The sequence below is a fragment of the Nonomuraea sp. KM90 genome (assembly GCF_052246675.1).
Classification (GTDB): Bacteria; Actinomycetota; Actinomycetes; order Streptosporangiales; family Streptosporangiaceae; genus Nonomuraea.
The window spans coordinates 36,933-61,952 of the sequence record NZ_JBQQCB010000025.1 but is presented as its reverse complement, the minus strand read 5'-3'; the positions used below and the strand labels follow the sequence as shown (position 1 = coordinate 61,952).

The 25,020-nt window shown below is 72.7% G+C and carries 21 protein-coding genes; 17 read left to right on the top strand and 4 right to left on the bottom strand.

The window, feature by feature from the left end; translation table 11 throughout:
• Positions 1–85: 85 nt before the first annotated feature.
• The 7 genes from ACTWPW_RS25315 (at position 86) to ACTWPW_RS25285 (ending at position 7,998) form a co-directional block, all read left to right on the top strand.
• Positions 86–1,225 (top strand): pyridoxal-phosphate-dependent aminotransferase family protein, encoded by a 1,140-nt coding sequence (locus ACTWPW_RS25315; protein WP_443170086.1) that lies wholly within the window; start codon positions 86–88, stop codon positions 1,223–1,225.
• Positions 1,222–4,104 carry an FAD-binding and (Fe-S)-binding domain-containing protein gene (locus tag ACTWPW_RS25310; protein ID WP_443170085.1) on the top strand — a complete coding sequence of 961 codons (2,883 nt, stop codon included), beginning with the start codon at positions 1,222–1,224 and terminating at the stop codon, positions 4,102–4,104. Before ACTWPW_RS25315 ends, ACTWPW_RS25310 begins: the two co-directional genes overlap by 4 nt.
• A 25-nt stretch (positions 4,105–4,129) precedes the next feature.
• Entirely contained in the window at positions 4,130–5,461 is a 1,332-nt protein-coding gene (locus ACTWPW_RS25305) for an SLC13 family permease (protein ID WP_375111571.1), read from the top strand.
• Positions 5,462–5,559: 98 nt separating this feature from the next.
• Positions 5,560–5,697 carry a hypothetical protein gene (locus ACTWPW_RS25300; protein ID WP_443170084.1) on the top strand — a complete coding sequence of 46 codons (138 nt, stop codon included), beginning with the start codon at positions 5,560–5,562 and terminating at the stop codon, positions 5,695–5,697.
• A gap of 132 nt (positions 5,698–5,829) precedes the next feature.
• Positions 5,830–6,141 carry an EthD family reductase gene (locus ACTWPW_RS25295; protein WP_443170083.1) on the top strand — a complete coding sequence of 104 codons (312 nt, stop codon included), beginning with the start codon at positions 5,830–5,832 and terminating at the stop codon, positions 6,139–6,141.
• Positions 6,142–6,415: 274 nt separating this feature from the next.
• Positions 6,416–6,799 (top strand): hypothetical protein, encoded by a 384-nt coding sequence (locus tag ACTWPW_RS25290; protein ID WP_375111573.1) that lies wholly within the window; start codon positions 6,416–6,418, stop codon positions 6,797–6,799.
• A gap of 227 nt (positions 6,800–7,026) precedes the next feature.
• Positions 7,027–7,998, top strand: a complete 972-nt coding sequence (locus ACTWPW_RS25285; protein ID WP_443170082.1) for an NBR1-Ig-like domain-containing protein — start codon at positions 7,027–7,029, stop codon at positions 7,996–7,998.
• A gap of 12 nt (positions 7,999–8,010) precedes the next feature.
• On the opposite strand, the gene ACTWPW_RS25280 is transcribed toward ACTWPW_RS25285, so the two are convergent.
• Complete coding sequence (locus tag ACTWPW_RS25280; protein ID WP_443170081.1) at positions 8,011–9,033, bottom strand: RNA polymerase subunit sigma-70; 1,023 nt, start codon at positions 9,031–9,033, stop codon at positions 8,011–8,013.
• 208 nt (positions 9,034–9,241) lie between these two features.
• Here ACTWPW_RS25280 and ACTWPW_RS25275 point away from each other — a divergent pair, with 208 nt between their 5' ends.
• The 5 genes from ACTWPW_RS25275 (at position 9,242) to ACTWPW_RS25255 (ending at position 14,730) form a co-directional block, all read left to right on the top strand.
• Entirely contained in the window at positions 9,242–9,850 is a 609-nt protein-coding gene (locus ACTWPW_RS25275; protein WP_443170080.1) for a dihydrofolate reductase family protein, read from the top strand.
• Positions 9,851–9,853: 3 nt separating this feature from the next.
• Entirely contained in the window at positions 9,854–10,441 is a 588-nt protein-coding gene (locus ACTWPW_RS25270) for a dihydrofolate reductase family protein (RefSeq protein ID WP_443170079.1), read from the top strand.
• A 290-nt stretch (positions 10,442–10,731) separates the two neighbouring features.
• Complete coding sequence (locus tag ACTWPW_RS25265; protein ID WP_443170078.1) at positions 10,732–11,370, top strand: HNH endonuclease family protein; 639 nt, start codon at positions 10,732–10,734, stop codon at positions 11,368–11,370.
• Between the two features lie 132 nt (positions 11,371–11,502).
• Positions 11,503–14,034, top strand: coding sequence for a hypothetical protein (locus ACTWPW_RS25260; protein ID WP_443170077.1), 2,532 nt, complete (start codon positions 11,503–11,505; stop codon positions 14,032–14,034).
• A 9-nt stretch (positions 14,035–14,043) separates the two neighbouring features.
• Complete coding sequence (locus ACTWPW_RS25255; protein ID WP_375111580.1) at positions 14,044–14,730, top strand: TetR/AcrR family transcriptional regulator; 687 nt, start codon at positions 14,044–14,046, stop codon at positions 14,728–14,730.
• A gap of 119 nt (positions 14,731–14,849) precedes the next feature.
• Here the strand turns inward: ACTWPW_RS25255 and ACTWPW_RS25250 are convergent, their stop codons facing one another.
• Both ACTWPW_RS25250 and ACTWPW_RS25245 read right to left on the bottom strand, forming a co-directional pair.
• The gene (locus ACTWPW_RS25250) at positions 14,850–15,401 is read right to left on the bottom strand and encodes a hypothetical protein (RefSeq protein ID WP_443170076.1); all 552 of its coding nucleotides are present in this window, start codon (positions 15,399–15,401) and stop codon (positions 14,850–14,852) included.
• Positions 15,402–15,460: 59 nt separating this feature from the next.
• Positions 15,461–15,994 (bottom strand): hypothetical protein, encoded by a 534-nt coding sequence (locus ACTWPW_RS25245; RefSeq protein ID WP_375111582.1) that lies wholly within the window; start codon positions 15,992–15,994, stop codon positions 15,461–15,463.
• 114 nt (positions 15,995–16,108) lie between these two features.
• Here ACTWPW_RS25245 and ACTWPW_RS25240 point away from each other — a divergent pair, with 114 nt between their 5' ends.
• The 3 genes from ACTWPW_RS25240 (at position 16,109) to ACTWPW_RS25230 (ending at position 18,521) form a co-directional block, all read left to right on the top strand.
• Positions 16,109–16,474 carry a hypothetical protein gene (locus ACTWPW_RS25240; protein WP_375111583.1) on the top strand — a complete coding sequence of 122 codons (366 nt, stop codon included), beginning with the start codon at positions 16,109–16,111 and terminating at the stop codon, positions 16,472–16,474.
• A 208-nt stretch (positions 16,475–16,682) separates the two neighbouring features.
• Positions 16,683–17,903 carry a hypothetical protein gene (locus ACTWPW_RS25235; RefSeq protein ID WP_443170075.1) on the top strand — a complete coding sequence of 407 codons (1,221 nt, stop codon included), beginning with the start codon at positions 16,683–16,685 and terminating at the stop codon, positions 17,901–17,903.
• A gap of 96 nt (positions 17,904–17,999) precedes the next feature.
• The gene (locus ACTWPW_RS25230; protein WP_364123638.1) at positions 18,000–18,521 is read left to right on the top strand and encodes a snapalysin family zinc-dependent metalloprotease; all 522 of its coding nucleotides are present in this window, start codon (positions 18,000–18,002) and stop codon (positions 18,519–18,521) included.
• A gap of 190 nt (positions 18,522–18,711) precedes the next feature.
• Here the strand turns inward: ACTWPW_RS25230 and ACTWPW_RS25225 are convergent, their stop codons facing one another.
• The gene (locus tag ACTWPW_RS25225; protein WP_443170074.1) at positions 18,712–21,153 is read right to left on the bottom strand and encodes a glycoside hydrolase family 3 N-terminal domain-containing protein; all 2,442 of its coding nucleotides are present in this window, start codon (positions 21,151–21,153) and stop codon (positions 18,712–18,714) included.
• Positions 21,154–21,403: 250 nt separating this feature from the next.
• Here ACTWPW_RS25225 and ACTWPW_RS25220 point away from each other — a divergent pair, with 250 nt between their 5' ends.
• Complete coding sequence (locus tag ACTWPW_RS25220) at positions 21,404–22,354, top strand: pectate lyase family protein (protein WP_375111586.1); 951 nt, start codon at positions 21,404–21,406, stop codon at positions 22,352–22,354.
• A 116-nt stretch (positions 22,355–22,470) separates the two neighbouring features.
• Positions 22,471–24,927: a polysaccharide lyase 8 family protein gene (locus ACTWPW_RS25215; RefSeq protein WP_443170073.1), complete on the top strand. Its 2,457-nt coding sequence runs from the start codon at positions 22,471–22,473 to the stop codon at positions 24,925–24,927.
• The last annotated feature ends 93 nt before the right edge of the window (positions 24,928–25,020 follow it).

Sequence of the window (25,020 nt, the reverse complement as noted above, 5' to 3'; positions counted from 1 at the left end):
TTGACTCCTCTGCGGGCCGATTTTAATGTTAATGAACCGCACAGCGGCACGCCGTGCCGTGTGATGGCACGGAGGTGGAGAGAGAGTGGGCCGGCACTTCCTGCAGATCCCCGGGCCGACCAACGTCCCCGACCGGGTGCTGCGCGCCATCGCGCAGCCCACGATCGACCACCGGGGGCCGGAGTTCGCCCGGCTGGCGGGCGAGCTGCTCGAACGGCTGAAGACCGTCTTCAGGACGACCGGCCCGGTGGTCGTCTACCCGTCGTCGGGCACGGGAGCCTGGGAGGCGGCGCTGGTCAACACGCTGTCGCCGGGAGAACGGGTGGTGGTGTTCGAGACCGGGCACTTCTCCTCGCTGTGGTGCGAGATGGCCGCCCGGCTGGGGCTGGTCGTGGACCTGATCCCGGGCGACTGGCGGCACGGCGCCGACCCCGACGTGCTGGCCGAGCACCTCACCCCCGGCGTCGCCGCCGTCATGGTGGTGCACAACGAGACCTCGACCGGCGTGCGCAGCCGGATCCCCGAGCTCCGGGCGGTCATCGACCGGGCCCGGCATCCGGCGCTGCTGCTGGTCGACACGATCTCGTCGCTGGGCTCGATGGACTACCGCCACGACGAGTGGGGCGTGGACGTGACCGTCGGGTGCTCGCAGAAGGGGCTGATGCTGCCGCCCGGCATGGGGTTCAACGCGGTCAGCGAGAAGGCGCTGGCGCACCGGGGGCGGCTGCCCCGGTCGTACTGGGACTGGGAGCCGATCATCGCGGCCAACCGGCAGGGCTTCTTCCCGTACACGCCGCCCACCAACCTGCTGTACGGCCTGCGCGAGGCGCTCCTCATACTGGAGGAGGAGGGCCTGGACGCGGTCTTCGCCCGGCACGACCGGCACGCCGAGGCGACCCGGCGGGCCGTGCGCGGCTGGGGGCTGGAGGTGCTCTGCGCCGACGAGCGCGAGCACTCCAGCTCGCTCACGGCCGTGATGATGCCCGACGGGCACGACGCCGACGCGGTCAGGCGGCTGATCCTGGAGCGCTACGACATGTCGCTCGGCACCGGGCTCGGGCGGCTCGCGGGCAAAATCTTCCGGATCGGGCATCTCGGCCATTTCAACGATCTGATGCTCGCGGGCACGCTGAGCGGGGTCGAGATGGGGCTGAGCGCGGCCGGGGTGCCGATCAAGGAGGGCGGCACGCGGGCGGCGCTGGCCTATCTGGAGGGCGGTCGATGAGCCTGGCCCGCACGCTGGCCCCGCTCCTCGCCGGCGACGTCCGGGACGACCCCTACACCAGGCACCTCTACTCCTCCGACGCCAGCATGTACGCCATCGAGCCGCTCGCCGTCGCCTTCCCCCGCCACGCCGACGACGTGCAGGCCCTGGTGGCGGCCTGCGGCGAGCTGGGCGTGCCGGTGCTGCCGCGCGGGGCGGGCACCAGCCTGGCCGGGCAGACGGTGGGCGCGGCCGTGATCGTGGACTTCTCCCGGCACATGAACCGCATCCTGGAGATCGACGGCCGGACCGCCCGGGTGCAGCCCGGCGTGGTGCAGGACCAGCTCAACCGCGCGGCCCGCAAGCACGGGCTGATGTTCGGGCCCGACACCTCCACCAGCAACCGGGCCACGATCGGCGGCATGATCGGCAACAACTCGGCCGGCAGCCACTCCGTCCTGTACGGCTCCACGATCGACCATGTCCAGGCACTGCGGGTGGTGCTCGCCGACGCCACCATGCCCGACCTGGCCACCGACGCCCGCCTGACCGAGGCGGTCGCCGGCATCCTGAGCGGGCTCGACCTGTCGGGCTTCCCGCGCTTCTGGCGCCACTCGGGCGGCTACCGCCTCGACGCCGCCGCCGGCCTGACCGAGCCTGCCTGGACCGAGTCCGCCTTGACCGAGGCTGCCTCGACCAGGCCGGAACTGACCAGGCCGGACTTGACCAGGCCGGACCTGACCAAGCTGATCGTCGGCTCGGAAGGCACCCTGGCCGTGGTGACCGAGGCCACGGTGGGCCTGGTGGACCTGCCGCGGGCGAAAGCCATCGCCGTCGGGCACTTCACCTCCACCCCGGCGGCCATCGCCGCCACCGCCGACGCCCTCTCCTTCGACGCCGCCTCGGTCGAGCTCCTGGACAAGGCCATCCTCGACCTGTCCAGGCGGCGAGTGGACTACGCGGGGCTCGGCGACATCCTGGAGGGCGATCCGGCGGCGCTGCTGTTCGTGGAGTTCTTCGGCGACACCCCGGCCGAGGTCGCCGACCGCGTGGACAAGCTGGCCGCCACCTGGAAGTCCAACGGCCACGGCTACCACACGCTCAGGGCGGTCACCGCGCAGCAGCAGGCGGCCGTGCTCAAGGTCCGCAAGGCGGGGCTCGGGCTGCTGATGGCCTCCAGCGTGGGCAGCCGCAGGCCGCTGGCGTTCGTCGAGGACACGGCCGTGCCGCCGGAGCGGCTGCTGCCGTACGTCGAGGAGTTCGCGGGGATCCTCGAGCGCCACGGGCTGAGCGCCGGCTTCTACGGCCACTGCTCGGTCGGCTGCCTGCACATCCGCCCGTTCGTGGACCTGCGCGCGCCCGGCGAGATCGGCACCATGCGGGCAGTGGCCGAGGAGATCGCCCAGCTGGCCGCCCGGCACGGCGGCGTGAACTCCAGCGAGCACGGCGACGGGCTGGCCCGCTCCGAGTTCAACCGGCAGCTGTTCGGCGACGCCGTCTACGAGGCGATGCGGCAGGTCAAGCAGGTCTTCGACCCGCACGGCCGGCTGAACCCGGGCAAGATCGTGGACGCGCCGCCGATGACCGACCACCTGCGCGACCCGGCGATGCCCGAGCCGCGCCCGCTGGCCACGGCCTTGACGTTCGACGGCGGCATGCACGCCGCGGCCGACCGGTGCATGAACGTGGGCGTGTGCCGCAAGGACGACACGGGCGTCATGTGCCCGTCGTACATGGCCACCCGCGAGGAGGAGCACTCCACCCGCGGCCGGGCCAACGCCCTGGTCAAGGCGCTGTCCTCGCCCGACCCCCGGCGGGCGCTGGGCGACGAGCGGCTGCACGGCATCCTGGACCTCTGCCTGGAGTGCAAGGCGTGCCAGTCCGAGTGCCCGCTCGGGGTGGACATGGCGGCGCTGAAGAGCGAGTTCCTCCACCAGTACCAGGAGCTCCACGGCGTGCCGGTGCGCGCGCGGCTGTTCGGGGCGATCAGGACGCTCAACCGGCTCGGCTCGGCCACCGCGCCGCTGTCGAACTGGCTGGCCGGCGCCCTGCGCGGCCCGCTCGGCCTGAGCCGGCGCCGCCCGCTCCCCCGCTTCCACCGCGACCACCTGCTCCGCTGGCACGCCCGCCGCCCCCAACCCGCCGGCACCGCCGACACCTCCGGCACTTCGGGCACTTCGGGCAAAGAGGTCATCCTGCTGGCCGACTCCTTCACCACCTACAGCGAGCCGGCCATCGGCCGCGCCGCCGTCGAGCTGCTGGAGCGCGCCGGCTACCGGGTACGCCTGGCGGCCGAGGGCTGCTGCGGCCGCTCCAGCATCTCCAAGGGCCTGCTCGATCGGGCCCGGACGATGGCCGAGGCGATGGTCACCCGCCTGGCCGCCTCCGACGCGCCGATCGTCGGCCTGGAGCCGTCCTGCCTGCTGACCCTCAAGGACGAGTACGCCGCCCTGCTCCCCGGCGATCCGCGCGTGGCGGCGGTGGCGGCCCGCGCCCGGCTCATCCCCGAACTGCTGGCGGAGGCGATCGACGACGGCTCGCTCGTGCTGGGCGACGCGCTGCGCGGGCGCGAGATCCTCCTGCACGGCCACTGCCACGAGAAGGCCGTCACCGGCACCGCCGCCACGCGGGCGCTGCTGTCCAGGATCCCGGGAGCGGAGGTGACGGAGATCGACGCCGGCTGCTGCGGCATGGCCGGATCGTTCGGCTTCGAGGCCGAGCACTACGACCTGTCCATGAAGATCGGCGGCCTCCGGCTCTTCCCGGCGATCGCCGCGTCCTCACCCGACACGCTGCTCGCGGCCACGGGGGTCTCGTGCCGCCAGCAGATCGCCCACGGCGCGGGACGCCGCGCCCGCCACCCGGTCGAGCTCGTCCATCGGGCGGCCGGCCTGCACTGACGTTCGGGGGAGATCGGAGTAAGCAGTGTCCGCAGAGCTCCTGTCCATTCTCGCCCTCATCGCCATGTTCGTCGTGGCCACCATCTTCCCCGTGAACCTCGGGGCGCTGGCCCTCGTCGGCGCCTTCCTGGTCGGCACGCTGGCCGCCGGCATGAGCACCGACGACATCCTCGGCGCCTTCCCCGGCAGCCTGTTCGTGATCCTCGTCGGGGTGACGCTCCTGTTCGCGATCGCCACCAACAACGGCACGGTGGACTGGCTCGTACGGGCCGCCGTGCATCTCGTACGAGGCCGGCTGGCCGCCATCCCGCCGGTCGTGTTCGTCATCTCGGCGCTGCTGACGGCCGTGGGCGCGCCCGCGCCGGCGGTGGCGGCGATCCTGGCGCCGATCGCGTTCGGGTTCGCGGCCGACTACCGGATCCATCCGATGCTGATCGGGCTCATGGTGGCGCACGGGACGCAGGCGGGCGCGTTCTCGCCGATCAGCGTGCTCGGCGGGATCGTGAACGGCGTCACCAGGGACTCGAACCTGCCGAGCGACAACCTGGTGCTGTTCCTGTCGAGCTTCGCCTTCAACGCCGCCGCGGCCGTGGCCGTCTTCTTCGTCTTCGGCGGCCTCGGCCTCGTGCGCCGGGGCGCCATCGGCTCCGCCACCCCCGACCCCCTCGATGAGGAGCCCGGCCCGTCCGAGGGCGGGACCGGTGGCGGGGTGGGCACCGCCGTCGCCCGCGACACCGTGACCGGCGGGAGCCTGCGGCTCACCGCGCACCAGGCGCTGACGCTGACCGGCATCGTCGCGCTCTGCCTGGCCGTGCTGGTGTTCAAGCTGGACGTGGGCCTGACGGCCGTCACCGTCGCGGTCATCCTCTCCCTCACCTCCCCCAAGACCAACAAGGGCGCCGTGGAGAAGGTGGCCTGGCCGACCGTGCTGCTGATCTGCGGCGTCGTCACGTACGTGGGCGTCCTGCAGGAGATCGGCACCGTCGACTACGTCGGCTCGGCGGTGGCCGCGATCGGCATCCCGCTGCTGGTGGCGCTGCTCATCTGTTACGTCGGCGGCGTCGTGTCGGCCTTCGCCTCCACCGTGGGCATCCTGGGCGCGCTGGTGCCGCTGGCCGTGCCGCTGCTGTCGCAGGGCACGCTGGGGCCGATCGCGATGATCGCGGCGCTGTCGGTGTCGTCGGCGATCGTGGACGTCAGCCCGTTCTCCACGACGGGCGCGCTGCTGGTGGCCAACGTCCGGGGCATGCCGCGGGACGACTTCTACCGCAGGCTGCTGGCGTACGGGGGTGTGATCGTGCTGGTGGGGCCGCTGGCGGCCTGGGCCGTCCTGGTGGTGCCCGGCTGGCTCGGCTGACCGGGGACGGTGGCGCGGGAGCGCTCGGCCCCCGAGATCATTCCGTGATCGCGAACCGCCAGGATTCCCCTGCATTCGCCGATCGCGGAGGAACCCCCTTGAGGAAACGTCTCGTCGCCGCCACCGTCCCGGTGGTCCTGGCCGCCGCGCTCACCGGCGGCGCCCAGGCCCACGCCACCGCCACCGCGGGGTCGACCAGGACGGCAAGAAGGTCGAGGAGACGTTCCGCCCCGTGACCGACACCCGCTACACCGGCTGGGGCACGAAGGTGAAGATCGTGCTCTGAAACGGCCGCCACCAGGGCCCTTTCGCGCGGGCGCCGGCGGGGGTTTCATCGAAGGGCACATCCCCGACCATGGAGGCGGACAGTGGCTTTCCAGCTCATCGTGCTCTACCACCACCCCGAGAGCACCGCGGCCTTCGACAAGCACTACGACGAGACGCACGCGCCGCTCGCGGCCCGGCTGCCCGGGCTGCGGGCGTACACGGTCATGCGGCCCGCTCCGGCGCAGGGCGCGCAGCCGGCGTACCACCTCGTCGCCGTGCTGACCTTCGACGATCAGCAGGCGTTCAACACGGCCATGGCCGGCGAGGAAGGCAAGGCCGCCGTCGCCGACCTGGCGAACTTCGCCGGAGCCGGCGTCACCATGCTCACCGGGCCGGCCGGCGCGGTCCTCTGACGACGCGGGGCGGGTCGCACGGCTCATTCCATACGCGCCGCGATCCGCCCACGGTGTACGCGAGGCTTTCATCGGCCACGGCCCGGCCGTCACTGAATTCCGGCACCACGGCCACCATTTCCCCCCGCCGCTGACCTGGGCATTCGATTGTCCAAAGGCCGATGGAAAATGCTCGGACAATTGTCGGACGGCAATTGCTTGGCACCGTGTCCGGCGGCAGGCAAAAGTGTTGGGCAGAAAGAACGGCAAGCCCAACGAAATGGGGGGAAGTCCCATGAGAATTCGTACGAAGGCCACGTTCGCCATGGCTTCCATGGCTGCCACGATGCTCACCTGCTCGGCGGCGGCCACGGCGGCGCCTGTCACAGCGGCGCCCGTCACAGCAGCCCCGGCCGTCTCCGCGCAGACGCAGCTGAGCGCGCTCGACGTCGTCCGGGGAAAGACGCGGTGCTTCAGCTACTCGTACGGCGACGACGGCACCACGAGCGTCACCGTCTACTTCCACAACCGGTGCAAGCACTCCCGGGGCATCAAGATCCGCGTCGCGCAGGCCAAGGACGCCTGCATCTGGGTGCGTGGCGGCGACTTCGACAAGAAGAAGTTCAAGGGCGCGCACCCGACCGTCCAGTCCATCAAGGAAGTCTCCCACTGCGGCTGACGCCTGATCGCCCAGGCGTCCGCCGCTCGGGGCGCCCTGGGGTCTCAGGTGAGGCGGTTTTGCGGTGGCATCCGCGTCGCCTGGGGCTCCGGGGTCCCGCTCTCCACTTATGACGTGGTTGTCGCCCCTTGACGGATCGTTCACCGGAGATGGCTTTGGTAACCTCCTTTGGTCTTGGCGTGGTGCGGCGCAGGCCGTACGAAGCGGTCGACCGAAGCAGAGGTGGGATGGCGGAGTCGCCCGGATCGCAGGACGAGGGCACGGGGGCACGGCGGGGGCGCCGGCCGATCCGGCCGGATCCTGAGTCCGGCCCCGTCGCGCTGCTCGCGCACCGTCTCTGGGAGCTCAAGGAGCAGGCGGGTGACCCGTCCTTCGCGGACATGGCCTCCCGCCTCGGGGCGGCGGCCTCGAAGTCGTCGCTGGCCGCGGCGGCCCGGGGCAGCGCGCTGCCGAGCTGGGAGACGACGTGGGAGTTCGTCCGGGTGCTGGCCGTCGACCGGCTGGGCCGGGATCCGGCGGAGGTCCGGCGCGAGTGGCGGGCGTACTGGGAGCAGGCCGCGAACACCGCGTACGCGGAGAATGAGGCCCCCATGCCCGAATCCCACCCATCCTCCCCTGACAGCCGTCCACCGGCCGGGGACGTCGGCCCCAGAGGTGGCCCGCGCGGCGGCCCACACGGTGGCCCGCACGGTGGCCCGCACCCCGGCCGCCGGCCGTCCGGCAGGAGGACGGCCGTGCTGGCGACGGTCACCGGCGTGGTCGGCATCGCCGCCGTCCTCGTCGGCTGGGTCCTGCCGATGATCATGGAGAGCGCGAAGAGCGAGCCCGACCCCCCGGCCGTCCCGTCCCCGTCCGCCTCGCCGCACGACGACTCCGCCTTCGAGGGCGACGTGACATACCCGGACGGGACCGTGGTCAAGGGCGGCACGTCCTTCGACAAGACCTGGCGCCTGCGCAACGCGGGCAACGTCCCGTGGCAGGGGCGCTATCTCACCCGCATGAACGACACCCCGTGCAAGGCTCCCAAACGGGTCGGGATCGGCCCGGTCCTGCCGGGCGAGTCCGTCGACATCACCGTACGCGTGCGCGCCTCCGAGACCCCCGGCCGGTGCAAGATCTTCTGGAAGATGACCGACGAGGACGGCACCCCGCTGCTCGCCGCGAAGAAACCCATCTTCCTCGACGTCACCGTCGCCTGACCGCTTCCCTCATCAGGTCAGGACGGCCGGCAGCCCGAACCGGGCGAACAACGACGGCTGCTCGAAGGCGGCGACGTCGACCAGCGCGCCCTGGTCGAAGCGCAGCAGCGTGAGCACGAACGGCACGAACACGCTTTCGCCCGGACGGCGTACGTAACCGGCGACGCCGGGCTGCCCGTTGGCCGGGATCGGCAGCAGCCGCCAGCGGCCGAGGGAGTTCATGCCGCGGCGCAGCGCGGCGGCCACGTCGTCGCGGCCGCGCCATTCGCCGACCCGGGAGATGGCCAGCCGGATGTCGTGGCGGAGCACCGCGATCAGCATCTCCGGATCGGCCTGCTCGTGGGCCTCGATGTAGGTCTGCAGCAGCCGGCGTTGCCCCGGGTCGGACCGGGCGGCCGGCGCCCACTCCAGCCGCCCGCCCGGCCACTGGTCGCGCAGCGTGGCGCGGGCGCGTTGCAGCGCGCTGTTGATCGCGGGGACGGTCATGTCGAGCAGGCCGGCGGTCTCCGCGGCCGACCAGCCGCCCACGTCGCGCAGGATCACCACGGCCCGCTGGCGCGGCGGCAGCAGCTGGATCGTCGCCAGGAAGGCCAGCGACATCGTCTCCCTGTTCACCGCGACCGCCTCAGGGCCCGGCTGGTCGTCGGCCAGCTCGTCCAGCAGGTGGTCCGGATAGGGCTGCAACCAGGGCATCCCGGCGACCGACGGGCCGAGGCCGGCCGACGGCCCCGGCGATGCGGGCACGGCCCGGCGGGCGTCCCTGCGCAGCGTGTCCAGGCACGCGTTGGTGGCGATGCGATACAGCCAGGTGCGTACGCTCGACCGGCCCTCGAAGTCCTCCCGGGACCGCCAGGCCCGCAGCAGCACGTCCTGGACATGGTCCTCGGCCTCCTCGAAGGAGCCGAGCAGGCGGTAGCAGAGCACGTGCAGCTCGCGGCGATGGCGGCGGACCAGCTCGGCGAAGTCGTCGGCCTCCGGTCCCGACGACGGGACCTCCAGGTCCGCGGCGCTCCCGGCCTGCTCGCTCGCGCCCACCGTTCTCCTCACACCCGGCCAAGGGATCACCACCGTACCGTGCGCGCCGCCACCACAAGGCGCACATTAACCGGACATTTCACGATCCCTGGCTATTTTCTCCGCGGACCGATGAGTTCTTCCGGACGGCACGTCAGTACCGACGACACCCGCCCCACCGTGGCCGCCCGTCCGGCGCGGCGGCCACCTCTGACGAAGGAGCCGGAACATGCCGATCAGCGACAGCAAGGTCGTCCTCTACATGTCCATGTCCCTGGACGGCTTCATCGCCGGCCCGGACGACAAAGTGGGTCGAGGACTCGGGACAGGCGGCGAGCGGCTGCACGACTGGGTGCCCGCGAGCGGCGGGGACCCGCGTTCGCGCCGGCCCGCCGACGGGGCCGGCGCCACCGTGTTCGACGAGCTGATGGCCACGGGCGCGGTGATCACCGGTCGGCGTACCTTCGAGCTCGCGGGCGGCTGGGCCGGTGACCACCACGACGGGGTCCCGATCTTCGTGCTGACCCGTGCCGCGCCCGGCGAGCCCGCGCCGGGGCACGCGCGATACGTCACCGACGGCATCGCGTCCTGCGTCGCGCAGGCCAGGGTCGCGGCCGGTGGCCGGGACATCCTGCTGCACGGCGCCGCGACCGCACGGGCGTGCCTTCGCGCCGGGCTGCTGGACGAGATGGAGCTGCGGCTGATCCCCGTGCTGCTCGGGCAGGGCCGCCGGCTGTTCGAGGACATGCCGCCCGACCACATCGAGCTCGAACCGCTCCGCGCCCTGGACGGGCCGGACGCCCTGCACCTGCGCTACCGCGTGCGATCGGAGGCCTGACCGATGGCGATCATCCGGCTGTACATGACCATGTCCCTGGACGGCTACGTCGCCGGGCCGGACGACAGCGCGGACGCGCCGCTGGGCATCGGCGGGTTCCGCCTGTTCGACTGGCTCGACCGGCGCGCCGAGCCGGGGCCGAGCGGCCAGGTGTTCAACGAGGCGATGTCCACCCGTGCCGTCGTCTCGGGCCGCCGTACGTACGAGCTGGCCGGCCGCTGGCAGGGCGACCACCACGACGGCGTGCCGATCTTCGTCCTGACCCACGACGTCCCGGACGACCCGCCGCCCGGCGGCGTCCGCTACGTCACCGACGTGGTCGAGTGCGCCGAGCAGGCGCGCGCGGCCGCCGGGGACGGCGACGTGATGGTGCACGGCGCCGGAGCGGCCCAGGCGCTGCTGCGCGCCGGGCAGCTCGACGAGCTGGAGCTGCACGTCGTACCGGTCCTGCTCGGGCAGGGGCGGCGGCTGTTCGACAACCTGCCGGCGGAGCGCGTGGAGCTCGACCTGGTCCGCCGGTTGAGCACGCCCGAGACCGAGGCGCCCGCGCAGCGCGTCACGCACCTGCGCTACCGCGTCCGCCACCCGTGACCCCGTGCCGTCGCCGCCCGTCGCCGCCCGTCGCCTCCCGTCGTGCGACGGCACCACCCTGTCGCACCGCCCTTCTGACCCGCCGGTGAACGCCGTCCCAACCTTGACGGACTCGCCGGTAGCGCCATGACGACCAATGTCAGGAATCGATCAACACCTTCCCGGCAGCTCGGCAAACCTGGCCATATATGGACCAAGCGGACGCTGGCACCGTCGAGATGCCCGCCCTCCTCGCTCCCTGACCGGCAGTTGCGCCTGTCCGAGGACGGCGGCAGAAGGGCCGATCCCCCATGCATCGCGACCGCGCGTTACCCGCTGCCCTGACGCTCGCCTGCACCGCCGCCCTGACCCTGACGATCAGCACCCAGCCCGCCGCCGCCATCCCCCCGAACATCCCCTCCGCCTCCACCGCCGCCTCCCGCCTGGCCGCGCTGACGGTGTCCGCCGAGTCGCACGGCAGCACGTACAACCGGGACCTGTTCCCGCACTGGACCACCGTCAGCGGCACCTGCAACACCCGCGAGGAGGTGCTCAAGCGGGACGGCACCGGCGTCGTGACGGACTCCTCCTGCGCGGCCACCTCCGGCTCCTGGTACAGCCCGCACGACGGCGCCACCTGGACCGCCGCGAGCGACGTGGACATCGACCACATGGTCCCCCTGGCCGAGGCGTGGGCCTCGGGCGCGTGGTCCTGGACCACCTCCCGCCGCCAGCAGTTCGCCAACGACCTGGGCGGGCCGCAGCTGTGGGCCGTGACGGACAACGTCAACCAGTCGAAGTCGGACCAGGACCCGGCGCAGTGGCAGCCGCCGCGCACGGCCGAGCGCTGCCGGTACGCCCGCGCCTGGATCCAGGTCAAGTGGTACTGGGGCCTGACCACCGACAGCGCCGAGAAGTCGGCTCTGAACAGCATGCTCTCGACCTGCTGATACCCGCCACCGGGACCCGGCCGGCAGGTCCGGCCGGGTCCCGTTACGACGAGGTTCCGGCGGCCCCCGTCGCTGGATCACAATTTGCACACATCCAACGACAGAGAGCGACCAAGCGGTAAAGATGTCGCCGTGCCCTTCCGAAAGCCCCGATGGCAGACCGTCACCGTCGTAATGGTCGGCGTGGCGCTGGCCTCCCTGGTCGTCCTGGTCGTCACCGCGGTGCGGCCCGAGGCCGAGGTCAGCCTCGCCGACGCCGTCGCCGTCCTGGTGGCCGCCGCCACGGCCGTGGTCGCGACGGCCGTCTGGAGCCACCGCTCGGCCACGACCGCCCCGACCCGCGCCGAGGCGGACGCCGCCGCCCAGGAACTGGCCGAGCTGGTCGATCGCCAGTGGCGGGCGGAAGCGCGCCACCGCCTCCTCCACGACCCCGAGCCGATCCCGGTCCTCTGGCGGCTCACCGCCGACGAGAAGGTGATGAGCCCGGCCCGGCTGGTCACCGGCACGGCGGAGCCGGCGACCTTCACCGGCAGCGCGACCGACATCGCCGCCCTCGCCCGCGCCTTCCAGGCGCTGCCCCGGCACTGCCTGGTCATCACCGGCGGCCCCGGCATGGGCAAGACCACCCTGGCCGTGCAACTGCTGCTGCAACTCCTGGCCACCCGCGCGGCCGACCTCGCCGGGGCGGAGCCCGGCGAGATCGTGCCCGTGCCGGTGCTGCTGCCGGTCAGCGGGTGGGACGTCGACGCGTACCCCCGCCTGCACGACTGGCTGGCGGTGCGGCTGGCCCAGGATTACCCGTCGCTGGCGGGCGCGCGAGCGCGCTCCATACCGGCGGGCGTGCGGACGGGCCCCCTGGGCGTCCGGGTCCGCCGCCGCCTCGGGACCGCGGCCACGCTCGCGTACGACGGCCACATCCTGCCCGTCCTGGACGGCCTGGACGAGATCGGCGAGAGCGCCCGCGCCAAGGTGATCAGTGCGCTCAACGCCTCGCTCACCTCCCGCGACCAGCTCATCCTGACCAGCCGGAGCGTCGAGTTCGGCACCGCCGTCCGCCAGGCGGGCCGCCCGCTGACGGGCGCCGCGGTCATCGCGCCCAAGCGCCTGAGCCCCGAGACGGCCGCGGGCTACCTGCGAGACTGCCTGCCCGCCAGGCCCACGGAGCCCTGGCAGAAGGTGCTGGCCGCGCTGTCCGCCCGTGCCGCGCCGGGCCTGACCGCGCTGGCCGGCACTCCCCTGGGCCTGTGGCTGATCCGCACCGTCTACGTCGCGCCCGGCGCCGACCCCTCGCCGCTGACCGGCCACGTGGGGGCCGACCTCGGCACGCTCCGTACCCACCTGCTGGACCGCCTCATCCCCGCGCTGATCGAGACCCGTCCGCCCAGCGCCGACCCCGCCGACCACTTCCGGCCCCGCCGCCGCCTCGACCCGGACGACGTACGCCGCCACCTGGGACACCTCGCCCGCCACTTCCACGCCACCCGGGACATCGCCTGGTGGCGCATCGCCCGCACCGCGCCCCGGTTCCCGCTCGTGGCCTGGCCGGTGATCTGGGTCTCGACCGTGATCGTGTGCATGGCGCTGTGCGCGCTCGTGTCCGGGGTGGCGGCCGGCGTGGTTCCGGGGCCGGGGACCGGGCCGCTGTTCGGGATGTTCACCGGACTGATCGACGGGTCGGTCATCGGCCTGGGGTTCGGTCTCGCGATCGGCGTGGCGGCCCTGCTCGGGACGGCACGCGACCGGCGGGCCGGGAGCGGCGGCCGAACGGTCGGGAGCGGCCGGACGAGCCGGGGTGCCCGCCTGCGCTCGCTCGCGCGTCATGTCGGGGTGCGGCTCGCGGCCGGGGCCACGTTCGGGCTGGTGTTCGGGGCGATCATCACCCTGGTCGACTCGTTGCTCACCGGGCTGCTCCTCGGGATCAGCACCGGCTTCGCGGTGGCGCTGGCGATCCACGGTTCGTGGCTGGACGAGACGCCCGGCCACGCGGACCTCCGCCTGCGCCGGCGAGGGGCCATCACCGCTCTGGGCCGGGGGCTCGCGCACGGCCTGGTGTTCGGGCTGACAGCCGGGATGGCGTTCGGGCTGGTGCTCTTCGTGGCGATCGGCGTGCTGATCGGGATGACGGACCCGCTCACCCACGGGCTGCCGTTCGCGCTCAGGGGCGGCCTGGTCTTCGGGCTGGTCTTCGGGGTCGCCGTCGGCCTGATCAAGTGGGCGGAGCAGCCGAAGCTCGTCTCCTTCAGCACGCCCCGCAGCACCTGGCGCGCCGACAGGACGCTCACGCTCTTCCGCGGGGTGGCGATCTCGCTGATGTTCGGGCTGGTGATGGCCCTGACCGCGGGGCTCTGGCTGCGGGAGGGGACCACCACCTCCGTCGCGGTGATGACGGAAGTGGTGATCGAGGGCGGCCTGCAGTTCGGGCTGGTGTACGGGCTCGTCGCCGGCCGGCACCATGCCTGGCTGGCGTGCCTCGTGGCCATGGTCCGCCTGGCCGTCACGGGGCGGCTGCCCTGGCGCGTCATGCGCTTCCTCGACGACGTGCACCGGCTCGGCCTGCTGCGCACGGTGGGCCCGGTCTACCAGTTCCGCCACGCCGACCTGCACGACCACCTCGCCGCCACCGCCCCGACCCGCCGTCACCGCCGACCGTCCGGCACCCGCTAGGTTGTCCTCATGCCGCGCGACACGCTGACCCGGGAGCAGATCGTCCGGGCCGCGGTGGCGGTGCTGGACGCGGAGGGCGTCCACGGCCTGAACATGCGACGCCTGGGCACCCAGCTCGGGGCGGCGGCCACGGCGATGTACTGGCACGTCAAGAGCAAGGACGAGCTGGTCGTGCTGGCCGCCGACCACGTGTGGGGCGAGATCGAGCTGCCGGATCCCGCCGCGATCGGCTGGCGGGCGGCCGCGGCCGCGCTGGCCGCCGGCGCCCACGGCATGATCAGCCGGCACTTCTGGATCGTGCCCGCCATGAGCACCCACCTCGTGTACGGCCCCGGCAAGGCCCGCTACGACGACCACTGCCTGGCCGTCTACGAAACCGCCGGGTTCGCCCCCGCCGACGCCGACCAGGCGGCGGCCACGGTGCTCATGTTCGTGGTCGGCGCCGCCCACGGCGAGGCCGGTGAGCTGGCCTGGCGCGCCCGGTTGCGCCGGACCGGGGCGGACGAGGAGCAGCAGTTGCGCGACACCGTCGCGCGGATCGAGGAGATAGCGCAGCAGTTCCCCCACCTGCGCGCCCGCACCATGCCGTCGGTGTACGAGGCCGCGGCGCTCCCGGACGAGGACACGTTCGCGTTCGGCCTGAACGCCATCCTCGACGGCCTGGAAGCCCGGCTGGCCGCCGGCGGCACGCCCTGACGGCCGACGGCCAAGGCAGCCGCCCCCAGTCCGTTCTCCCATCCCCGCTCGCCGGCCGGCTCGCGATCGAGCGCCTCATGCGGGGACGCGAACCATCGGTCGGCGGCCCGGAGCACGCGCTAACCGCCGAAGTACACGCCGGCGGCGGGGGTGGCCAGCAGGACGATCACCAGCAGCGAGCCCAGGGTCGTGAGCGCGAAACGGATCAGGATCACGGGCCGGAGCCAGGCGGGGAACGCCTGCGCGGCCGCGTCCGCCACGGCCCCGCCGTCGAGACCCCGTACGGCCGGATCGGCCGACCGCCGGAGAACGGCCACGACGACCCGGCGGGCGAACACCTGGCTGCCGGTTACCAGCCCCCCGCCGGTGAGCAGCAGCCCGGCGGCACCCCACGACAGGATCCGTCCAGCACTGACACCGCCCAGGACGAGCCCGCCCAGCGCGAGCAGCACCACCGCGATGGACACCGGGAACATCAACTCCAGCACGCTCTCCGCGAACTTGATCCGATGCTTCGCCAGAGCCTCGGCCGGGACTCCGTGCCTGGCCAGGACCCCTTCGGCGGCGCGCTGTACGCGGTCCCCGTGGGTGTGGACGGCGAGCGGGACGGCGAGAAAGGTCGCCGCGAGCAGAAACTGCAACGTCGCGGCGACGACGACGGGAACCGGCATGTGAACAGCCTCCTGGGCGACGACATCTGACTTGAACTTTGTTCAAGCAAGTCCCGACCCTAGGCCGTACTTGAACAATGTGCAAGTAGTTGACCGCCGGAGCCGTCGCGGGCGCTGGCGCGTTCGAGGGAGTCGTGGAAGTCGGGGTCGTCGTAGGCGACCAGCTCCACCCGGCTGGTCAGGCCGTAGAGGCGCTCCTCGCTGAGGCGGGCGATCTGCGGGGTGAGGCGGGACTGCGCCCAGCCGGCCCCGGCCTGCGTCGCCGTGCGCAGCACCGCCGCCGCGCCGACCAGCGCCAGGCTGGGCAGCGCCGCCACCACGCGGTCGGGCGTCGGGCCCTCGCTGAACAGGGCGGTCAGCACGCCGGTGGTGGCCAGCAGGCCGAACGCGGTGAACACACCGCCGAGCAGGTTGAGCACGACCGTGGCCACCGCGTCGCGCGGGCTCGCCTGCCAGGCCATCCGCAGCGCCTGGGAGACGAGCGAGGGCAGCCTCCTGGCGATGGCCAGGAAGCCCACCTCCGCCATCTTGTCGGTGTGGGCGTACCAGTCGGGGACGGAGATCTCGCCGAGTTCCAGCGGCTCGTTCTGCATGCACTGAGTGTGCGCGCGGATACCGAGAGTTTTGAGTGGCGCGAGGGGGCGGATCCGGTGGAACGAGATGGAACGCCTCCAAGGCGAGGCGTTCGACCCCGGAAGGAGTCACACATGTCGTCGACGGACGAACCGCGACGGGAGCTCAAGAAGGAGTTCCCCTGGGGGTACGGCGTCCTGTGCGTGCTGGCCACCACGCTGATGGCCGCGCTCATGACGCAGCAGCGCGGCCTCGTGCCGGGGATCGTGGCCGGGGCGGCGATCGGCGCGATGACGCTGCCCTCCGTCGTGTCCACCGCGCACGCCAACGCCTGGGCCGCCCGCCGCCCCCTGATCGGCGCGGCGATGTACACCGTGGCCTTCTTCCTGGTGTTCTCGCTGTTCCCGGGCTACACGCTGATCCACTCGGCGGCGGTGGGCGTGGTGGCGGGCGTGCTGTTCGGCCTGTTCCTGTACGTACGCAACCGCCGCAGCACGTGAACCCCGGTCGACAAGGGGCTGTCATGTAAGTTTCACGGCTTGTTGACGACCCGATTTGAACGTTGCAATACTCCGCACGAATCAGCCGCCGCATTGCCCCGGTTCGCCATCCCACTCGCGCACGTCATCCCAGGTCAGACGCTTGACGCTTAATGAATCGATTCAGCGGCCGGGGACAGGTGGCCCACCCCCACCACAGGAGCGGAGTATGCGAAGCAGCAGCAAGCGCCGGATCGCCCTCACGGCCGGGCTCACCGCGATGGCGCTCATGACGGCCGGTCTGTCCGGCGCCGCGGCGCAGGGCCGTACCGGCGGCTCCGGGACCGGAAGCTCAGGCACGGGGAGCTCGGGGACCGGTGCGACGGGCGCGCGGACGCTGGCGTGCGGCGACGGCTCGTACAACGCGGAGGCGGTGCTCAGCGGCAGCACCTGGACCGCCCGCAACGGCGGCAGGACCGTCTACACCGGCACCAGCATGCTCTCGGCCATGCAGGCCGCTGTGGGCAGCCTCACCGCGGGCCGCACCGCCAAGCAGCGGGTCGTGGTGCGCGGCTCGGGCTCGATGAGCGCCGGCTCGCGGCTGTCCCTGCCGAGCTACACGGTCCTGGACGTCTGCGGCACCGTCAACGTGACCGGCTCCGGCTCCGGCGACCAGGCCGTCGTGTACGCCAGGGGCGTGACGGACGTCGAGGTCCAGCACCTGAACGTCACCGGCGCCCCGCTGTACGGCATCTTCGTGCGCAACGGCGTCAACATCACGCTCGGCCAGATCGACATGCGCCTGTCGGGCGGCCTGGGGATCCGGATCGACAACCACGGCGACCGCAGCGTCCGCACCAGGAACGTACGCGTCGACAACGTCTACGTCTCGGGCACCGGCACCCACGGCGTGGAGACGTACGGCGTGGACGGCCTCACCGTCGGCACCGTCACCGCCCGCAGCACCGGCCACTCCGGCCTGCTGCTGAACGACACCGTCAACGCCACGGTGAACACGGTGGACGCCCAGGGCGCAGGCACCGGCACCGGCTACGCCGCCTTCCGCATGGCCAACAGGAACGGCCGGATCGGCAGCGGCTACCCCACCAACATCCGTGTCAACCAGGTGATCGCGCGCGGCGGTGGACGCGGCGTCTTCTGCGTCTCGGAGAGCGGCGGGGCGGTCATCAACCGCGTGGACATCGCGCAGACCGGCAACAACGCCATCCTCATCGAGAACTGCTACAACGTGAACATCGCCGCCCAGAGCGGCACCGTGACAGGCCCCGGCGACATCCGGCTGGCGGCCCGCTCGGAGTTCCCGAACACCTCGGACATCGTCATCCAGAACCTGACGGTGACCAACTCCGCCATCACGGAGAACCCGTGCGGCGTCAACACGACCTTCAGGAACAACACGCTCGTCAACAGCCGGCAGACCGTCTGCTGAGGCCATATCACCGTGATAGGGGCAATCTGACACCTCTCCGGGAGTCACGGGGTGCGCATACCGTCACAGCACCCCCTAACTCCCGGAGGAGGATCCGTGTCAAGACCCCTTCGCTTCATCCTCTCCGTCGCCCTCAGCCTGGCGTTCCTGTGCGTCACCGCGCCCGCGCAGGCCACCGCCCTGGTCACGGTGCTCAGGTACGACGCCTCCAGAGCGGCCGAGTTCGTCACCACGGTGGACCAGGCCGCCCAGGTCTGGAACTCCAGCGTGGTCAACGTCCGGCTCGTCCGGGGCACCCCGGCCCACTTCGTCGTGTACGCCGACAACGGCTGGCCCCGGGCCCTGCCCACCAGCCTGGGCCGCGGCACGATCTGGATGGGCCGGCAGGCCGTCAACCAGGGCTACGACCGGTTACGGATCGCCACCCACGAGATCGGCCACATCCTGGGCCTGCCCGACCGGCGCACCGGGCGCTGCTCCGACCTGATGTCCGGCTCGAGCGCCCCGGTGAGCTGCACCAACGCGACCCCCAGCGCCGCCGAACGGGCCGAGGTGGACGCCAACTTCGCCGGCGGCACCCCACAGGTCGACTTCGGCCGCCTGCACGTGAACCGCTGACCCGGGCCCCGCCCCGAAGCGACCCACCCACCGCACGCGCCCGGCTGCGGTGCAAGAGCGGCGGGTGGGTTCAGGGGTGGCGGGCGACCGGCCACCCCGGCCCGCCCGCCACCCCTCACAGCGCCGCCCCCAACCGCGCGGGCAGCGCGGGGCCGCCCCGCCGCCCCTCACGGCGCCGCCCCGTCGCCGACTACGTGCAGGTGTAGCCGGAAGGCAGGGCGGTGCTGGTGTTCGGGCGGCTGGCCTGGAAGCCGAAGGAGGTGGTGGCGCCGGCGCTCAGGGAGCCGTTGTGCGGGGCGTTGCGGGCCGTGACGGTCTGGCCGGTCACCGTCAGGGTGGCGTTCCAGTGGCCGGTGAGCGTGTGGCCGGCGGGCAGGGTGAACGTGACCGTCCAGCCGTTCCGCGCCGACGTGCCGGTGTTGGTCACGGTCGCCTGGATGACGTACCCGTTGCCCCACTGGCTCTGCGCGGACGGGGCGACGGTGCAGCCGCCCGTGCCGCCCCCGCCGGTCGTCAACGTCACCGTGCCCGAGCGGGGCGAGCGGTTGCCGGCCGCGTCCTTGGCGTACACGGCGAAGGTGTAGGACGTGTTCACCGCCAGGCCCGTGAGCGCGGCCGAGGCGGTCGCGGACGAGGCCGCCGCCGTCTCGGCCGTCCCCTGGACGCGCACCACGTCGTAGCCGGTCACGCCCACGTCGTCGGTGGCGGCGGCCCAGGTGAGGGTGGCCGAGGAGGAGGTGACGGCGGAGGCGACCGGCGTGCCGGGGGCGGTGGGCGGGCTGGTGTCGTCGCCCGAGGGCTCGTACGCCAGCCCGTACCCCTGCGCGAACAGCGGCGTCTTGCCGTCGCCCGCGTTGATCGGCTGCTGGGAGGCGGCGCTCATCCAGGTCATGGGCAGCTTGCCGGTCGGCTGCACGGCCCCGAACAGCACGTCGGCGACGCCCTGCCCCTCGGTGCCCGGCAGCCAGGCGGCGACCAGGGCGTTCCAGCCGGACAGCTGGGAGGCGATGTCCAGGGGCCGGCCGGAGACGAGCACCACGACGACCGGCACGCCGGCGGCGCGCAGGGTGGCGATGGTGTTCAGGTCGGTGGTGTCCAGGCCCAGGCCGCCGGGGCGGTCGCCCTCGCCCTCGGCGTACGGGGTCTCGCCGACGACCGCGATCGCCACGCGGTAGGAGCCGTCGATCCCGCTGCCGTCCCGGCTGTAGGTGACGGTCGCGCCGGACCCGACGGTGTTCCTGATGCCCTGGAGGATCGTGGTGCCGGGGGTGATGTTCCCGGACGAGCCCTGCCAGGAGACCGTCCAGCCGCCGCTCTGGTTGCCGATGTCGTCCGCGCTCTTGCCCGCCACGAAGATCTTGCCGCCGGTCCTGGCGAGGGGCAGCAGGCCGCCGGCGTTCTTCAGCACGACCTGCGACCTGGCCACCGCCTCGCGGGCCAGCGCCCGGTGCGCGGAGCTGCCCACGCCCGCCGTGTACGACCGGTCGGTGAGCGGCTTCTCGAACAGCCCGAGCTCGAACTTCTTGGTCAGCACGCGCCGCACCGCGTCGTCCACCCGCGCCGTGCTGACCCGTCCGGCCTGCACCTCGGCGCGCAGGAGGTCGATGAAGCGCCGCCAGTCGGTGGGCACCATGGCCATGTCGATGCCGGCGTTCACGGCGGTGCGCACGTCGAGGGCGGACAGGCCCGGGGCGCCGTCGATCTGGTCGATGCCGTTCCAGTCGGAGACCACGAAACCGTCGAAGCCCAGCTCGCCCTTGAGCACCGTGGTGATCAGGTACTGGTGGCCGTGCAGCTTGGTGCCGTTCCAGCTGCTGAACGAGATCATGACCGAGCCCACGCCGCGCTCCACGGCGACCTCGAACGGCGGCAGGTGGACGGCCCGCAGCTCCGCCTCGGAGAGTTGCGTGTCGCCCTGGTCGGTGCCGCCGGTGGTGCCGCCGTCGCCGAGGTAGTGCTTGGCGGTGGCCAGCACGGAGGCGGGCCCGTTCAGCGCCGTGCCCTGCAGGCCGGTCACGATCGAGGCCATCGACGAGGGCAGGTCCGGCGTCTCGCCGAAGGACTCGTACGTACGGCCCCAGCGGTCGTTGCGCGCCACGCACAGGCAGGGCGCGAAGTTCCAGTCGATCCCGGTGCCGGCCACCTCCTCGGCCACGGCCCGCCCGATCCGCTGGGCCAGGGCGGGGTCGCGGGTGGCGCCGAGGCCGATGTTGTGCGGGAAGATCGTGGCGCCGACGACGTTGTTGTGCCCGTGCACGGCGTCCACGCCGTAGACGAGAGGGATGCCCAGCGGCGTGGCCAGGGCCGCGTTCTGGAACCTGTCGTACATGTCCGCCCAGCCGGTCGCGGTGTTGGGCGACGGCGCCGAGCCGCCGCCGGACAGCACGGAGCCGAGCCGGTAGGCGGTGATGTCGGAGTCGCTGACCGAGCCGCGCTCGGCCTGCGTCATCTGCCCCAGCTTCTCGTCCTGCGACATCCGGGACATGAGGTCGGCGACCCGGGTCGGGACGGGTAGGGCGGGGTCCTGGTAGGGGAAGGCGGCCATGGCGGTCGCCGGGGGCGCGACCAGGCTCGCCGCGACGAGCGCCAGCGCCGCCGCCCTGCTCGTCCATCTTCTGCTGGGGTTGCTCATCGCAGGCTGCTCCGGCTCGGCTCGAAGGGGTTTGGGAGCGCTCCCACAAGCACTCTAGGCGCCATCCCGCGACTTTCCCGGCCCCGCCGTCCGCCCCCTTCCGGACGACCTCCCGCACCAGCGGAAACGAGCCGCGAGCCGGTGAAACTTTCATCGCCGCTTTACCGCTTTCGAGACGATGTCGATAATGCGCTCAGGAAAGCGCTTTCCGAAGGACCGACCGACAGTTCCCCAGCGAGCGGAGAGCACCATGCCCTCGAGATGGATGGCCGCCCTGGCAGTGGCCGCCGCCCTCGTCCTGCACCCCCTCGGCGCGGAGGCGGCGGCCGACGCGCCGACCGGGTTCGCGGCCGTCAACGCGCTCGGCCAGAACGGCACCACCGGCGGCGCCGGCGGCCGGACCGTGACCGCCACGAACGCCGAGCAGTTCCTGGAGTACATCGACAGCCTCGAACCCCTGGTCATCCAGGTCTCCGGCACGATCGCGATCACCAGCAAGCAGGGGGTGCGCCCCAACAAGACCATCGAGGGCGTCGGGAACACCGGGCACATCACCGGCGGCGGCCTGGACTTCTACCGGTCGTACAACGTGATCGTCCGCAACCTCCGCTTCACGGACGCCGAGGACGACGCGGTCAACATCGGCCAGCAGTCGCACCACATCTGGATCGACCACAACACCTTCTCCGGCGCGGTGGACGGATCGGTGGACATCGTGCGGGGCGCCGACTACGTCACGGTCTCGTGGAACCACTTCGACCACGCCGACAAGGCGATGCTGATCAGCCACTCCGACGGCGCCGCCGGCACCGACGTGGGTCACCTCAAGGTGACGATCCACCACAACTTCTTCGACCACAGCCGCCAGCGGCACCCGCGCATCAGGTTCGGCGAGCCGGTGCACGTCTACAACAACTACTTCCTCGGCAACGAGCTGTACGGCGTGGCCTCCACGGAGAACGCCGGGGCCGTGGTCGAGGGCAACTACTTCGAGAACGTGCCGCACCCGCTCTACTCGGCCGGCGGGTACGCCGACAGCGGCCCCGGCCGGGCCGTGCAGCGCAACAACATCTTCGTCAACTCCGGCACCCCCGAGGTGGCCGGAACCGTGGTCGAGCCGCGCACGTACTACGGATACACCGTCGATCCGCCGCAGAACGTCCCAGCGGCGGTGCGAGCGGGCGCCGGAGCCCGCCTATAGGGCATGAATCGGTCAGTAGTCGATCAATGCCCTTGACGTCGGCCCCGCTTGCGGGGTGATCGCTCTATATCGTCCCCGATGTCCGCAAGTAAGCACGATCGGCCTCGGGGGTCCTCATGGCGGGTGGATGGACGCGGCGCGCGCTCCTGCGTGCCGCGGGCGGGGCGGCGCTGGTCCCGGGGCTGCCCGCCCAGGCCACGGCGAAGGCCACGGAAGCGGGCGCCCCGAAGTACGCGGAGCTGCGGGCGAGGTGGCGGACGCTGCTGCTCGGGGACGGCTTCGACCGGAAGGCGGAGCCGTACCGGAGCCGGCTGACCGAGCTGGGCCGGGCGGCTGCGGGCCACCGCGCGCGGATGACCCCCGAGCGGGGCGCGCTCTGGCGCGGCCTGGGATACGCGGGCTCGGACGAGCTGCCGCACGTGTCGTCGGGGCACCTGTACGAGAGCTTCACCAGGCTGCGCGTCATGGCCGAGGCGTACGCGCAGCCCGGCACCGGCGTGACCGGCCAGACCGAGCTGGGCCGGGCCGTGCTCGCGGGCCTGGACCACCTGCTCGCCGACGTGTACCACCCGGGCACCACCGCGTACGGGAACTGGTGGCACTGGCGGATCGGCGGCCCGCAGGCGCTGCTGGACACGGCGGTGCTGATGTCCGGGCGGCTGACGGAACGCCGGGCGGACGCCTGCTGCGCGGCGGTGGACGCGTTCGTCCCGGAGTCGGCGGTGGCCCGATACGAGGGCAACAGCACGGGCGCCAACCGGGTCGACCTGTGCCGCGTGCTGGCGCTGCGCGGGGTCCTCGGGGGCGAGGGCGCGCGGATCCAGCTGGCCAGGAACGCGCTGGCCCCGGTGTTCGTCCCGGTCACCTCGGGCGACGGCTTCCACGCCGACGGCTCCTTCCTCCAGCACTCCTGCGTGCCGCACGTCGGCGGCTACGGCGCGGTGCTGCTCGGCGGGCTGGGGATGCTGGCCGCGCTGCTGCGCGGCTCGGACTGGGACCTGAACGGGCCGGAGCTGCGGGCGTTCCTCGGCGTGGTGGAGCGGGCGGTGCCGCCGTTCGTGTACAACGGGCTGGTCATGGACAACGTGGCCGGGCGCGGCATCAGCCGCGGCGGGTCGCCGGGCCGGCCGGACGACCACCGGCGCGCGCACGGCCTGCTCGCCTCGATGGCGCTGCTGGCCGACGCCATGGACGATGCCTCGGGTGATGCCTCGGGTGATGCCGCGGGTGATGCCGGGGGCAAGGAGCGCGCGGAGCGCTGGCGGGCCATGGTCAAGGGCTGGCTGGAGCGCGGCCGGCCGGTGGCCGACAACCGGTCCCTGGGCATCGCCCGCGTGGCGCGGCTCCGGGCCGTGGCCGCCGCGAAGGTCCAGGCGGCGGCCGAGCCGGTGGAGCACCGGCTGTTCCCCGGCATGGACCGGGCCACCCACCGGCGGCCGGGCTGGGCGGCCTCGGTGAGCATGGCGTCGCGGCAGGTGGCGCACTACGAGTACGGCAACGGGGAGAACGCGCGCGGCTGGCACACGGGGGCCGGCTGGTTGTCGTGGTGGGGGGACGGGTTCGGGGAGGAGCAGTACGCGGACGCGTTCTGGGCGACCGCGGACCCGTACCGGCTGCCCGGGGTCACGGTCTCCACCAAACGCCTGGCGGACGGGGAGGGCGGCGAGTGGACGTTGCCCCGGCCGGACGCGGCGTGGGCAGGTGGCGCGACGGACGGGGAGTTCGCCGCGGTGGGGCAGGACCTGCGGGGGCTGGGCGGCACGCTGGCGGCCAGGAAGGCGTGGTTCTTCCTGGACGACTGCGTGGTGTGCCTGGGCGCGGGCATCACGTGCGCGGACGGGGTGCCGGTGGAGACGGTCGTGGACAACCGCAACCTGGGCGCGCGCGGCAGCGCCTTCGTCCGCGTGGACGGCGAGCCGGCGGGCGCCGCCCCGGGACGGCCGGCGCGGCGGCCCGGCGTCTCCTGGGCCCACGTCATGGGGCACGCCGGGTACGTCTTCCTCTCCCCCGCCGACCTGAACTTCCTGCTCGAGGAGCGGACCGGCTCCTGGCGCGACGTCAACGCCGGCGGCTCCCCCGCCCCGATCACCCGCCGGTACCTGACCATGTGGCTCGACCACGGCCCCGACCCGGCCGGCGCCTCCTACGCGTACGCGCTGATGCCCGGCGCCAACGTGGAGACCACCCGCGCCCGCGCGGTGGACGGCCGGGTGGAGGTCCTGGCCAACACGGCGGCCGTGCAGGCGATCAGGGTCCCGGAGCTGGGCCTGACCGCGGCGAACTTCTGGGCCCCCGGCCGGGCCGGCGGGATCTCGGTGAGCGCTCCCGCGTGCGTGCTGGTCCGCGAGCGGTCCGACGGCACCGCCCTGCTGTGCGTCTCCGACCCGCCGCGTCAGGCGGCCGCGCTCGCCGTCACCTGGGAGCACCCGGTGCGCGCCGTGGTCTCCGCGCCGCCGGTCGTCACCGCCACCACCACGGGCCGGTCCCTGGGCCTGACGTTCGCCGACCTCCGGGGTACGGCCGGCGCCACCCAGTCGATCACCGTTGCCCTTGCTCCACCAGGAATTGAATGACATGCCGGGTTTTCGGGGAAATTGAGCGCTTGCAAATGCCTTTAAGTGGCGTGGGGATTACCAGAAAGTCCCTCCGGCGAAATTCACTGCGTT

Bases quoted from the DNA above. Each gene is read 5' to 3' on its own strand.
- ACTWPW_RS25275 (WP_443170080.1), top strand. From the start codon at position 9,242: ATGCCGATCAGCGACAGCAAGGTCGTCCTCTACATGTCCATGTCCCTG.
- ACTWPW_RS25265 (WP_443170078.1), top strand. From the start codon at position 10,732: ATGCATCGCGACCGCGCGTTACCCGCTGCCCTGACGCTCGCCTGCACC.
- ACTWPW_RS25215 (WP_443170073.1), top strand. From the start codon at position 22,471: ATGGCGGGTGGATGGACGCGGCGCGCGCTCCTGCGTGCCGCGGGCGGG.
- ACTWPW_RS25240 (WP_375111583.1), top strand. From the start codon at position 16,109: ATGTCGTCGACGGACGAACCGCGACGGGAGCTCAAGAAGGAGTTCCCC.
- ACTWPW_RS25235 (WP_443170075.1), top strand. From the start codon at position 16,683: ATGCGAAGCAGCAGCAAGCGCCGGATCGCCCTCACGGCCGGGCTCACC.
- ACTWPW_RS25310 (WP_443170085.1), top strand. From the start codon at position 1,222: ATGAGCCTGGCCCGCACGCTGGCCCCGCTCCTCGCCGGCGACGTCCGG.
- ACTWPW_RS25255 (WP_375111580.1), top strand. From the start codon at position 14,044: ATGCCGCGCGACACGCTGACCCGGGAGCAGATCGTCCGGGCCGCGGTG.
- ACTWPW_RS25225 (WP_443170074.1), bottom strand. From the start codon at position 21,153: ATGAGCAACCCCAGCAGAAGATGGACGAGCAGGGCGGCGGCGCTGGCG.
- ACTWPW_RS25270 (WP_443170079.1), top strand. From the start codon at position 9,854: ATGGCGATCATCCGGCTGTACATGACCATGTCCCTGGACGGCTACGTC.
- ACTWPW_RS25285 (WP_443170082.1), top strand. From the start codon at position 7,027: ATGGCGGAGTCGCCCGGATCGCAGGACGAGGGCACGGGGGCACGGCGG.
- ACTWPW_RS25250 (WP_443170076.1), bottom strand. From the start codon at position 15,401: ATGCCGGTTCCCGTCGTCGTCGCCGCGACGTTGCAGTTTCTGCTCGCG.
- ACTWPW_RS25245 (WP_375111582.1), bottom strand. From the start codon at position 15,994: ATGCAGAACGAGCCGCTGGAACTCGGCGAGATCTCCGTCCCCGACTGG.
- ACTWPW_RS25220 (WP_375111586.1), top strand. From the start codon at position 21,404: ATGCCCTCGAGATGGATGGCCGCCCTGGCAGTGGCCGCCGCCCTCGTC.
- ACTWPW_RS25290 (WP_375111573.1), top strand. From the start codon at position 6,416: ATGAGAATTCGTACGAAGGCCACGTTCGCCATGGCTTCCATGGCTGCC.